The 11,437-nt window shown below is 44.7% G+C and carries 18 protein-coding genes and 1 pseudogene; all 19 read left to right on the top strand.

Going from position 1 to position 11,437, the window contains the following annotated elements:
- Positions 1 to 25: 25 nt before the first annotated feature.
- The 19 genes and pseudogenes from rpsL (at position 26) to rpsN (ending at position 11,424) form a co-directional block, all read left to right on the top strand.
- Entirely contained in the window at positions 26 to 400 is a 375-nt protein-coding gene (gene rpsL / locus FH971_RS19430) for a 30S ribosomal protein S12 (protein ID WP_137224548.1), read from the top strand.
- An 82-nt stretch (positions 401 to 482) separates the two neighbouring features.
- On the top strand, positions 483 to 953 hold the full coding sequence (gene rpsG, locus FH971_RS19425; protein WP_124729270.1) for a 30S ribosomal protein S7: 471 nt from the start codon (positions 483 to 485) through the stop codon (positions 951 to 953).
- Between the two features lie 79 nt (positions 954 to 1,032).
- On the top strand, positions 1,033 to 3,129 hold the full coding sequence (gene fusA / locus FH971_RS19420) for an elongation factor G (RefSeq protein WP_137224551.1): 2,097 nt from the start codon (positions 1,033 to 1,035) through the stop codon (positions 3,127 to 3,129).
- Between the two features lie 69 nt (positions 3,130 to 3,198).
- Entirely contained in the window at positions 3,199 to 4,383 is a 1,185-nt protein-coding gene (gene tuf, locus FH971_RS19415) for an elongation factor Tu (protein ID WP_137224523.1), read from the top strand.
- A gap of 354 nt (positions 4,384 to 4,737) precedes the next feature.
- Positions 4,738 to 5,049 carry a 30S ribosomal protein S10 gene (gene rpsJ, locus FH971_RS19410; protein ID WP_124729273.1) on the top strand — a complete coding sequence of 104 codons (312 nt, stop codon included), beginning with the start codon at positions 4,738 to 4,740 and terminating at the stop codon, positions 5,047 to 5,049.
- Positions 5,050 to 5,076: 27 nt separating this feature from the next.
- Positions 5,077 to 5,715, top strand: coding sequence for a 50S ribosomal protein L3 (gene rplC / locus FH971_RS19405; RefSeq protein ID WP_137224555.1), 639 nt, complete (start codon positions 5,077 to 5,079; stop codon positions 5,713 to 5,715).
- Positions 5,716 to 5,732: 17 nt separating this feature from the next.
- Positions 5,733 to 6,340: pseudogene (rplD, locus tag FH971_RS19400) on the top strand (50S ribosomal protein L4).
- The gene (gene rplW / locus FH971_RS19395) at positions 6,337 to 6,639 is read left to right on the top strand and encodes a 50S ribosomal protein L23 (RefSeq protein WP_124729276.1); all 303 of its coding nucleotides are present in this window, start codon (positions 6,337 to 6,339) and stop codon (positions 6,637 to 6,639) included. The pseudogene rplD and the gene rplW overlap by 4 nt, the downstream one beginning before the upstream one ends.
- A 16-nt stretch (positions 6,640 to 6,655) precedes the next feature.
- On the top strand, positions 6,656 to 7,480 hold the full coding sequence (gene rplB / locus FH971_RS19390) for a 50S ribosomal protein L2 (RefSeq protein ID WP_137224560.1): 825 nt from the start codon (positions 6,656 to 6,658) through the stop codon (positions 7,478 to 7,480).
- Between the two features lie 14 nt (positions 7,481 to 7,494).
- On the top strand, positions 7,495 to 7,773 hold the full coding sequence (gene rpsS, locus FH971_RS19385) for a 30S ribosomal protein S19 (protein WP_006083596.1): 279 nt from the start codon (positions 7,495 to 7,497) through the stop codon (positions 7,771 to 7,773).
- A 15-nt stretch (positions 7,774 to 7,788) separates the two neighbouring features.
- Positions 7,789 to 8,121: a 50S ribosomal protein L22 gene (gene rplV, locus FH971_RS19380; RefSeq protein WP_011635644.1), complete on the top strand. Its 333-nt coding sequence runs from the start codon at positions 7,789 to 7,791 to the stop codon at positions 8,119 to 8,121.
- A gap of 12 nt (positions 8,122 to 8,133) precedes the next feature.
- A complete protein-coding gene (gene rpsC / locus FH971_RS19375) occupies positions 8,134 to 8,823 on the top strand; it encodes a 30S ribosomal protein S3 (RefSeq protein ID WP_011635645.1) in 690 nt (229 codons plus the stop codon).
- Positions 8,824 to 8,834: 11 nt separating this feature from the next.
- The gene (rplP, locus tag FH971_RS19370) at positions 8,835 to 9,245 is read left to right on the top strand and encodes a 50S ribosomal protein L16 (RefSeq protein ID WP_137224563.1); all 411 of its coding nucleotides are present in this window, start codon (positions 8,835 to 8,837) and stop codon (positions 9,243 to 9,245) included.
- Complete coding sequence (gene rpmC / locus FH971_RS19365; protein WP_137224566.1) at positions 9,245 to 9,436, top strand: 50S ribosomal protein L29; 192 nt, start codon at positions 9,245 to 9,247, stop codon at positions 9,434 to 9,436. The genes rplP and rpmC overlap by 1 nt, the downstream gene beginning before the upstream one ends.
- Complete coding sequence (gene rpsQ, locus FH971_RS19360; protein WP_137224568.1) at positions 9,436 to 9,684, top strand: 30S ribosomal protein S17; 249 nt, start codon at positions 9,436 to 9,438, stop codon at positions 9,682 to 9,684. Before rpmC ends, rpsQ begins: the two co-directional genes overlap by 1 nt.
- 177 nt (positions 9,685 to 9,861) lie before the next feature.
- Positions 9,862 to 10,230: a 50S ribosomal protein L14 gene (gene rplN / locus FH971_RS19355; RefSeq protein ID WP_011635649.1), complete on the top strand. Its 369-nt coding sequence runs from the start codon at positions 9,862 to 9,864 to the stop codon at positions 10,228 to 10,230.
- A 10-nt stretch (positions 10,231 to 10,240) separates the two neighbouring features.
- A complete protein-coding gene (gene rplX, locus FH971_RS19350; protein WP_124729279.1) occupies positions 10,241 to 10,555 on the top strand; it encodes a 50S ribosomal protein L24 in 315 nt (104 codons plus the stop codon).
- 13 nt (positions 10,556 to 10,568) lie between these two features.
- Complete coding sequence (gene rplE, locus FH971_RS19345) at positions 10,569 to 11,108, top strand: 50S ribosomal protein L5 (protein WP_137224571.1); 540 nt, start codon at positions 10,569 to 10,571, stop codon at positions 11,106 to 11,108.
- Positions 11,109 to 11,118: 10 nt separating this feature from the next.
- Positions 11,119 to 11,424, top strand: a complete 306-nt coding sequence (gene rpsN, locus FH971_RS19340) for a 30S ribosomal protein S14 (RefSeq protein ID WP_137224574.1) — start codon at positions 11,119 to 11,121, stop codon at positions 11,422 to 11,424.
- Positions 11,425 to 11,437: the final 13 nt, after the last annotated feature.

Raw genomic sequence — 11,437 nt, 5'->3', positions numbered from 1 at the left:
TTTAAATCAACTGTCGGAGCTATACATGGCAACTGTTAACCAGTTGGTACGTAAGCCACGCGCGCCAAAAGTCGAAAAGACTAATGTGCCTGCGTTGAACGCGTGCCCACAAAAACGTGGTGTTTGTACTCGTGTGTACACTACAACACCTAAAAAACCTAACTCTGCACTACGTAAAGTAGCTCGTGTGCGCCTAACTAACGGTTTCGAAGTAACTTCGTATATCGGTGGTGAAGGCCATAACTTGCAAGAACACAGTGTAATCCTAATCCGTGGTGGTCGTGTTAAAGACTTACCTGGTGTGCGTTACCACACTATTCGTGGCGCATTAGACTGTGCTGGTGTGACTTCACGTCGCCAAGGCCGTTCTAAGTACGGTGCTAAGCGTCCTAAGTCTTAACGTATCCCGTTTAAGTAAGGCCAAGCTAGTATTTATTTGACATTCCAGTTTTGGAAATACCTGAAGCATACGGAGAATTAATATGCCAAGACGTCGCGTTGTAGGACAACGTAAAATCCTACCAGATCCAAAGTTTCACAGTGAGTTGTTGGCTAAGTTCATCAACGTCATCATGCAGGACGGCAAAAAGTCGACTGCAGAAAAAATTATTTACAAGGCACTAGATGTTGTCGCTGAAAAGAAAAGCGAAAATCATTTAAGTATCCTTGAAGCAGCTCTTGATAACGTTCGCCCATCAGTCGAAGTTAAATCTCGTCGTGTTGGTGGTTCTACTTATCAAGTACCATGTGAAGTTCGTCCTGTGCGTCGTAACGCACTAGCGATGCGCTGGTTAGTTGAAGCTGCTCGCAAACGTGGTGAAAAATCTATGGCTTTACGTCTAGCAGGTGAAATGCTAGATGCGTCTGACAACAAAGGTACTGCGGTTAAGAAGCGTGAAGACGTGCATCGCATGGCTGAAGCTAACAAAGCCTTCGCCCATTACCGTTGGTAATATGATGGAGTGGGCTTCGGCCCGCTCCATATTGTTGATATTGCTAAAACTAATCGTTTTAGTTGAGAGGGTATAAATAGTGGCTCGTACAACCCCAATTGAGCATTATCGAAATATCGGTATCGTTGCTCATGTGGATGCAGGTAAAACTACCACAACAGAACGTGTTCTGTTCTATACCGGTATGTCTCATAAAATCGGTGAGGTGCATGACGGCGCCGCCACGACAGATTGGATGGTACAAGAGCAAGAGCGTGGTATTACTATCACATCTGCTGCAGTAACAGCATTCTGGCGCGGAATGGATGCCCAATTCGCTCTACACCGAATTAATATCATCGATACTCCTGGTCACGTAGACTTTACTATTGAAGTCGAGCGTTCATTACGCGTTCTCGATGGAGCTGTAGTTGTATTCTGCGGTTCGTCAGGCGTTGAACCACAATCTGAAACAGTATGGCGTCAAGCAGACAAATACCACGTTCCGCGTATCGTGTTTGTTAACAAGATGGACCGTGCTGGGGCAGATTTCGACCGCGTTATAAAACAAATTCGTAACCGCCTTGGTGCAACTTGTGTCCCTATTCACTTGAATATTGGCGCAGAAGAAAGTTTCAAGGGTGTTATTGATTTAATTAAGATGAAAGCCATTAACTGGTCTGAAAACGATCAGGGAATGACGTTCTCTTATGAAGACATTCCTGCACATCTGGCAGCAAAAGCTGCAGAAATGCATGAGTATCTCGTGGAAGCAGCAGCTGAAGCCTCTGATGAACTGATGAATAAATACCTTGAAGAAGGTGAGTTATCTGAAGCAGAGATTAAAACAGCGTTGCGTCAGCGCACAATTAACAATGAGATCGTGCTCGCTACCTGTGGTTCTGCTTTTAAGAACAAAGGTGTGCAAGCGGTTCTTGATGCGGTAATCGATTTTTTACCCGCGCCTATTGATGTCCCTGCAATTAAGGGTCTTGATGAAAACGATAAAGAAGTTGAACGCCCATCAGATGATAAAGCCCCTTTTGCGGCTCTAGCATTTAAAATTGCGACTGATCCATTTGTTGGTACATTGACCTTTATCCGTGTGTATTCAGGTGTACTAGAATCAGGTGCTGCTGTTTATAATTCTGTTAAGCAGAAACGTGAACGAGTTGGTCGAATTGTGCAAATGCACGCAAATGACCGAACAGAACTGAAAGAAGTACGTGCTGGTGATATAGCGGCTGCTATTGGTCTTAAAGATGTAACTACTGGTGATACTCTTTGCGATAACGATCACAGAGTGATTCTTGAGCGCATGGAGTTCCCGGAACCCGTAATTACCATTGCCGTTGAGCCTCGTTCAAAAGCTGACCAAGATAAAATGGGTATTGCGCTGCAAAAATTAGCAGCAGAAGATCCATCTTTCAAAGTCGAAACTGATGAAGAGTCGGCACAAACACTCATATCTGGTATGGGCGAATTACATTTAGACATTATCGTTGACCGTATGCGTCGCGAGTTTGGTGTAGAGTGTAACGTAGGTAAACCACAAGTTGCCTATCGTGAAACAATTCGTTCTAAAGTGGAAGTGGAAGGTAAGTTCGTACGTCAATCTGGCGGACGTGGTCAATTTGGCCATGTTTGGTTAAGGATTGAGCCACTCGAAGAGGGTGCGGGCTACGAATTTGTTAACGAAATTGTGGGTGGTGCGGTTCCTCGTGAATTCATTCCTGCCGTTGACAAAGGTATTCAAGAACAGATGAAGAATGGTGTATTAGCCGGCTATCCTGTTCTTGACGTGAAAGTCAGTTTGTTTGACGGTTCATATCATGATGTGGACTCAAACGAAATGGCCTTCAAAATTGCAGGTTCTATGGGCTTCAAAACGGGTGCGCTTGAAGCAACCCCGGTGTTGCTCGAACCTTGTATGAAAGTAGAAGTAACTACGCCTGAAAATTATATGGGCGACGTTGTTGGTGATTTAAACCGACGTCGTGGCATAATTGAAGGTATGGATGATGGCATCGCAGGTGTTAAACTTGTCCACGCAGTAGTACCTCTATCTGAAATGTTTGGTTATGCGACTGATTTGCGCTCTGCATCTCAGGGTCGTGCTTCATACTCTATGGAGTTTTTGAAGTATGCAGATGCACCGCAAAACATTGCAAAAGCGATTATAGACTCTCGTAACTAATATTGGTTACGGCATCAATGTTATATTGCTCGAACTAATCGAGCACTTCTGAAAAGAAAGGAATATATCGTGGCAAAAGCTAAATTTGAACGTAACAAGCCCCATGTAAACGTGGGCACCATCGGTCACGTTGACCATGGCAAAACAACCTTAACAGCAGCAATTTCAGCTGTTTTGTCTAAGACATATGGTGGTGAAGCTCGTAACTTCGCTCAAATCGATAATGCTCCAGAAGAGCGTGAGCGCGGTATTACAATTAATACTTCTCACATCGAATATGACACACCAATTCGTCACTATGCGCACGTAGACTGTCCAGGTCACGCGGATTATGTTAAAAACATGATTACTGGTGCTGCACAGATGGACGGCGCAATCTTAGTAGTTGCTGCAACAGACGGCCCAATGCCACAGACACGTGAGCACATCTTGCTTTCACGTCAAGTAGGTGTACCTTTCATCATCGTATTCATGAACAAGTGTGACATGGTAGATGACGAAGAATTACTAGAATTAGTAGAAATGGAAGTGCGCGAGCTTCTTTCAGAATACGACTTCCCAGGTGATGATTTACCAGTAATTCAAGGTTCAGCTCTTAAAGCCCTAGAAGGCCAGCCAGAGTGGGAAGCTAAAATTCTAGAGCTTGCAGAAGCACTAGATACTTATATTCCTGAGCCAGAGCGTGACATCGATAAGCCATTCCTACTTCCAATTGAAGATGTATTCTCAATTTCAGGTCGTGGTACAGTGGTAACAGGTCGTGTTGAACGTGGTATCGTTCGCGTATCAGACGAAGTTGAAATTGTTGGTGTTCGTCCAACAACTAAAACAACTTGTACTGGTGTAGAAATGTTCCGCAAGCTACTTGACGAAGGTCGTGCTGGCGAAAACTGTGGTGTGTTATTACGTGGTACTAAGCGTGATGATGTTGAACGTGGCCAAGTACTAGCTAAGCCTGGTTCAATTAACCCACACACAACTTTCGAATCAGAAGTTTACGTGTTGTCAAAAGAAGAAGGCGGACGTCATACTCCATTCTTCAAAGGCTACCGTCCACAATTCTTCTTCCGTACAACAGACGTAACAGGCACAATTGAGTTACCAGAAGGTGTAGAAATGGTTATGCCTGGTGATAACATCAAGATGGTCGTTACTCTGATTTACCCAATCGCGATGGACGACGGTTTACGTTTCGCTATCCGTGAAGGTGGCCGTACAGTTGGTGCAGGTGTTGTAGCTAAAATTATCGCGTAATAGCGAGTTTAGTGAACACTAAAAAAGGAAGCCTAGGCTTCCTTTTTTATTGTCTGAAAACTGACAATCTATACAGGAATGAACATCTGCATGCTGAGAAATAAACAGCAATTGATTGTAGAAAGACTTTATCAAGACTATTTACACAATAGGCTTGATCTACGAAAGAAGATCTGTATAATTGCCCTCTCGCTGACTAGTGCAGCGTAAATTATAATGTTTAGCCTGTTAGGTTACTCATTTACATAGCGACTCCGATTGGGAGTCGAACGGTTAAATCATCTCGCTCTGCGTTCCTATAAGGAAGATGCTAGAGGGTGATTTTTTATATGTCCATTTTAGGAGCTCTGGTCAATGCAGAACCAAAGAATCCGTATCCGCTTGAAAGGCTTTGATCATCGTTTGATTGATCAGTCTACAGCGGAAATCGTTGAAACTGCTAAGCGTACTGGCGCGCAGGTACGTGGTCCTATTCCACTACCAACTCGCAAAGAGCGTTTTACCATTTTGATCTCTCCGCACGTTAATAAAGATGCACGTGACCAGTACGAAATTCGTACCCACAAGCGTTTAGTTGACATCGTAGAGCCAACAGAAAAGACAGTAGACGCATTAATGCGTTTAGATCTTGCGGCTGGTGTCGACGTTCAGATTAGCTTAGGTTAATTGAGATCCTTAGAAGAGGTTTGAGAGATGGCTATCGGTCTTATCGGTCGTAAAGTGGGTATGACCCGCATCTTCACTGAAGATGGTGTGTCAATCCCAGTAACAGTAATTGAAGTTGCTGGCAACCGTGTTACTCAAGTGAAAACTTTAGAAACTGACGGTTACCGTGCACTTCAAGTGACTACTGGTACCAAAAAAGCCAATCGCATCACTAAAGCTGAAGCAGGTCACTTTGCCAAGGGCGGCGTAGAAGCTGGTCGTGGTTTGTGGGAAATGCGTTTAGCAGATGGCGAAGGCGAAGGCATTGTAGTTGGTGCCGAACTTAATGTTGATATTTTCGCAGAAACTGTGAAAGTAGACGTTACCGGTCAATCAAAAGGTAAGGGCTTCCAAGGCGGTGTTAAGCGTTGGAATTTCCGTACTCAAGATATGACTCATGGTAACTCTTTGTCACACCGTTCGAATGGTTCTATCGGTCAGAACCAAACGCCTGGTCGTGTATTCAAAGGCAAGAAGATGTCAGGCCATATGGGTGCTGTACAAGTAACAACTCAAAATCTACACGTTGTACGTGTTGATGCAGAGCGTAACTTGTTATTAGTACGCGGCGCTGTTCCAGGCGCTACCAATGGTGACTTGATTATCAAGCCAGCAGTTAAAGCTTAAGGTCTGAGGAGATAGTAATGGAATTGGTATTGAAAGACGCGCAGAGCGCTCTTGAAGTTTCCGAAACTACCTTCGGCCGTGACTTTAACGAGGCATTGGTTCATCAGGTAGTTGTAGCTTACGCTGCAAACGCACGTCAAGGCACTCGTGCCCAAAAGACGCGCGCGGAAGTAATTGGCTCAGGCAAAAAGCCTTGGCGCCAAAAAGGCACAGGCCGTGCTCGTGCCGGTAGTGTTAAAGGCCCGATCTGGCGTGGCGGTGGCGTAACATTCGCTGCTAAACCACAAGATCACAGCCAAAAAGTTAACAAGAAGATGTACCGTGGTGCTCTTAAGAGCATTCTTTCTGAATTGGTACGTCAAGAACGTTTAGTTGTCGTCGAATCTTTTGGTGTTGAAGCTCCTAAAAACTAAAGAGCTGAAAAGCTAAATTGAAAGAAATGCAACTAGAAGACGTTCTAATTGTTACTGCAGAAGTTGATGAGAATTTATTCTTAGCAGCTCGCAACTTATACAAGGTTGATGTACGTGACGTAGCGGGTCTTGACCCAGTAAGTCTAATTGCATTCAACACTGTTCTTGTTACTGCTGATGCAGTGAAGCAAATCGAGGAGATGCTAGCATGATCCGCGAAGAACGTTTGCTAAAAGTGATTCTTGCTCCACATATCTCTGAAAAGAGTACTGTGGTTGCTGAGAAAAACAACACTGTAGTTTTCCGCGTAGCTATCGATGCGACTAAAGCAGAGATTAAAGCTGCAGTAGCGAAGCTATTTGAAGTTGAAGTCGATTCAGTTCGCACTTTAGTTAACAAAGGCAAAACCAAACGTACCGGTGGCCGTGTAGGTCGTCGTAGCGATTGGAAAAAAGCTTATGTTACTTTAGCGGCTGGTGCTGATATTGATTTCGTCGGCGGCGCTGAATAAGCAAAGGAGAATTATCATGGCAGTTATTAAGTGTAAGCCAACCTCTCCAGGTCGTCGCCACGTAGTTAAAGTGGTGAATACGGACCTGCATAAGGGTAAACCTTTTGCTGGCCTGTTGGCGAAAAAATCTAAAAGTGGTGGCCGTAATAATACTGGCCGTATCACTGTACGCCACATTGGTGGTGGACATAAGCAGCACTATCGTATTGTTGACTTTAAACGCAACAAAGATGGTATCCCTGCGAAAGTTGAACGTCTTGAATATGATCCAAACCGTACAGCGCACATTGCGTTAGTACTGTATGCCGATGGTGAACGTCGTTACATTCTTGCTGCAAAAGGCATGAAAGCTGGCGACCCAATCCAATCTGGCTTGGATGCAGAAATCAAGACTGGTAACGCTATGCCGTTACGCAACATTCCAGTAGGTAGTGTTGTACACGCTGTTGAGATGAAGCCTGGTAAAGGCGCTCAGATCGCACGTTCAGCTGGTGCTTATGTACAAGTTGTTGCTCGTGATGGTGCTTATGCAACTCTACGTCTTCGCTCTGGCGAAATGCGTAAAGTTCCAGTAGATTGCCGCGCGACATTTGGTGAAGTTGGTAACGCCGAGCATATGCTACGCCAGTTAGGCAAAGCAGGTGCTAAGCGCTGGAGAGGCGTACGCCCTACAGTTCGTGGTGTTGCAATGAACCCAGTAGACCATCCACATGGTGGTGGTGAAGGCCGTACTTCTGGTGGACGTCATCCAGTGAGTCCATGGGGTGTGCCGACTAAGGGTTATAAAACTCGTAGCAACAAGCGCACTGACAAGTACATCGTACGTCGTCGTAATAAATAGTAAGAGGATTCGCCATGCCACGTTCTCTCAAGAAAGGTCCCTTCATTGACCTGCACTTGCTGAAGAAGGTAGAGAAAGCGATGGAAGCGGGAGACAAAAAGCCTATTAAGACTTGGTCTCGTCGCTCAATGATCATCCCTAATATGATTGGGTTGACCATCGCTGTCCATAATGGTCGTCAGCACGTACCTGTGTTCGTAACTGACGAAATGATCGGTCATAAGCTTGGTGAATTTTCACCAACTCGCACTTATCGCGGCCATGCTGCAGATAAGAAAGCGAAGAAGCGTTAATACGGGAGGAATAAGATGGAAGTTTTAGCTAAACATCGTTTTGCTCGTACGTCTGCGCAGAAGGCCCGTCTAGTTGCTGATCAAATTCGTGGGTTGCCTGTTTCTAAGGCACTCGAGATTTTGACATTCAGCCCCAAGAAAGCCGCCGTACTAGTTAAAAAAGTACTTGACTCAGCTATCGCAAACGCCGAACACAACGAAGGTGCTGACATTGATGAGCTTAAAGTTGGAGCCGTCTTCGTAGATGAAGGCCCAACAATGAAGCGTATCATGCCACGTGCTAAAGGCCGCGCTGATCGTATCATGAAGCGTACCAGCCACATTACTGTGGTTGTAGCAGATCGCTAGGAGAAGAGAGCAATGGGACAGAAAGTACATCCTAATGGTATCCGTCTGGGTATCACTAAGCCTTGGATCTCTACCTGGTACGCAGATAAGTCAGACTATGCAAATAATCTGAACAGCGACTGGGAAGTGCGTCAATATTTAACTGAAAAGTTAAAAGCCGCATCAGTATCTAAGATTGTCATTGAACGCCCAGCGAAAAGCATCCGCGTTACTATTCACACTGCCCGTCCAGGTATTGTGATTGGTAAGAAAGGTGAAGACGTTGAAGTATTACGTGCATATGTGTCTAAAATCACTGGCACTACTGCTCAAATCAACATCGCTGAGATCCGTAAACCTGAATTAGACGCTAAGCTCGTCGCTGACTCTATTGCTCAGCAATTAGAGCGCCGTGTTATGTTCCGTCGTGCTATGAAGCGCGCAGTTCAAAACGCAATGCGAATTGGTGCTCAAGGTATCAAAGTTCAAGTCAGCGGCCGTTTAGGTGGCGCAGAAATCGCACGTGCAGAATGGTATCGTGAAGGTCGTGTACCTTTGCATACTTTGCGTGCTGATATCGACTATTCAACTGCAGAAAGTCACACTCAATATGGTGTGATTGGTATTAAAGTTTGGATCTTCAAAGGCGAAGTTCTAGACGGTTTAGTACCTGCTATTGAAGAGCCTAAGCAGCAACCTAAGCGTAAGCCTCGTGGTAAATAGGAGAAACTTTTATGCTGCAACCTAAACGTATGAAGTTTCGCAAGATGTTCAAGGGCCGCAACCGTGGTCTAGCGAACGGTACTGAAGTTAGCTTTGGTACTTTCGGTTTGAAAGCAGTCGGCCGTGGCCGTTTAACTGCTCGTCAAATCGAATCTGCACGTCGTGCCATGACACGTCATGTTAAACGTCAAGGACAAATTTGGATTCGAGTTTTCCCTGACAAGCCAATTACCTCTAAGCCTCTTGAAGTGCGTATGGGTAAAGGTAAAGGTAACGTTGAATACTGGGTATGTCAGATTCAACCTGGTAAGGTTCTTTATGAGATGGGTGGTGTTCCTGAAGCGTTGGCTCGTGAAGCCTTTGCTTTGGCAGCTGCCAAGCTACCTCTGAAGACTACCTTCGTAACTAAGACGGTGATGTAATGAAAGCGAGCGAACTAAGAGAAAAGAGCGTTGAAGATCTTAACGCTGAATTACTTGGTCTGCTGCGTGAGCAGTTTAACTTGCGTATGCAACACGCTACTGGTCAGTTGAGCCAAACACATCAATTGAAACTAGTGCGTCGTAACATTGCACGTGTTAAGACCATTATTACTTCTAAGGCAGGTGCCTAATGTCTGATAAAGCCCGTACTTTGCAAGGTAAAGTGATTAGCAATAAAATGGACAAGTCTATTACTGTTGCTATTGAGCGCCAAGTGAAACATCCTATTTATGGGAAGTACATTAAGCGTACAACTAAGATCCATGCACATGACGAAACTAATCAGTGTAATGAAGGGGATTATGTGGCTATTAGCCAGTGTCGTCCTCTATCTAAGACTAAGTCTTGGACACTAGCTGAAGTAGTGACAAAAGCCTAATTTTTATTAGGTTAACGTAAACGGCTCCAGTAATTGGGGCCGTTTGTTTTTTTTGCTATGCATTCTAAATATGTGGTGTTATACTTGCGCGCCAATTTTAGGTAAAGTATTACTTAAATTTGGTTCAAATATAGTCCCATAGTGGGATTGTGTAGTAACGATAGCGGAGCACTTGAAATGATCCAAATGCAATCGACTCTAGACGTCGCATGTAACAGCGGCGCACGCAGAGTTCAGTGTATTAAGGTCTTGGGTGGCTCTCATCGTCGTTATGCCGGTATCGGCGACATCATCAAAGTTTCTGTTAAAGAAGCAATTCCTCGCGCTAAAGCGAAGAAAGGTGATGTATATAACGCGGTGGTAGTCCGTACTAAGAAAGGCGTACGTCGTCCAGACGGTTCTGTCATTCGCTTCGATCGGAATGCTGCGGTTTTGCTTAACGCAAACCTTGCACCGATTGGTACTCGTATCTTTGGCCCAGTGACACGTGAATTGCGTAATGATAAATTCATGAAAATTGTCTCGCTGGCACCAGAAGTACTGTAAGGAGCTTCAAATGGCAGCTAAAATCCGTCGTGAAGACGAAGTAATTATATTAGCAGGTAAAGACAAGGGTAGCCGCGGTAAGGTTTCTCAAGTTCTACCTACTGGTAAGTTAATTGTTGAAGGCCTAAACCTTGTTAAAAAGCACCAGAAACCAAACCCTCAATTGGGCGTGACTGGCGGCGTTATCGAGAAAGAAGCACCGATACAAACATCAAACGTTGCGATCTTTAACCAAGCCACAGGCAAGGCAGATCGTGTTGGTTTCCGATTTGAAGACGGAAAAAAAGTCCGTTTCTTTAAATCGAACAGCGAACTCGTTAAGTAATTTGGAGTAAACGATGGCGAAACTGCATGATAAATATCAAGAGACTGTAATCGCTGAACTAGCTAAAAAGTTCGGTTATAGCAGTGTCATGCAAGTCCCTCGGATTGAAAAAATCACCCTAAACATGGGTGTGGGCGAAGCTGTTGCAGATAAGAAAGTTATGGAGCATGCGCTCCGTGACATGACTGCAATCGCTGGCCAGAAGCCAATTGTAACTGTTGCTCGTAAATCAGTTGCTGGTTTTAAAATCCGTGAAGGCTACCCTATTGGCTGTAAAGTGACCCTACGCGGTGAGCGTATGTGGGAATTTTTAGAGCGTTTAGTTGACATTGCAATACCACGTATTCGTGATTTTCGTGGCTTAAGCGCTAAAGCGTTTGACGGCCGTGGTAATTACGCAATGGGCGTGCGTGAGCAGATCATCTTCCCAGAAATCGATTATGATAAAATCGATAAAATTCGTGGTATGGATATTGTTATCACTACTACTGCGAAGAATGATGAAGAAGGTCGTGCTTTGTTAGACGCTTTTAACTTCCCATTCAAGAAATAAGGGTAGCATAATGGCAAAAACATCTATGAAAGCACGTGAAGCAAAGCGTGCACAGCTCGTAGCTAAATATGCTGAAAAGCGTTTAGCACTTAAGGCTATTATCAGCAGTCCTGCAACTTCGGAAGAAGATCGCTGGGAAGCTGTACTTAAGTTACAAGCTCTACCACGTGATTCTAGCGCTGCGCGTCAACGCAACCGCTGTAATCAAACTGGTCGCCCACATGGTTTTCTACGTAAATTCGGCTTAAGCCGTATTAAATTACGTGAAGCTACCATGCGTGGTGAAGTTCCTGGTCTGCGTAAGGCCAGCTGGTAAGCACTTGTCACGG

This window comes from Shewanella polaris, from assembly GCF_006385555.1.
GTDB lineage: Bacteria > Pseudomonadota > Gammaproteobacteria > Enterobacterales > Shewanellaceae > Shewanella > Shewanella polaris.
This window is presented reverse-complemented; position numbering and strand designations above follow the sequence as displayed.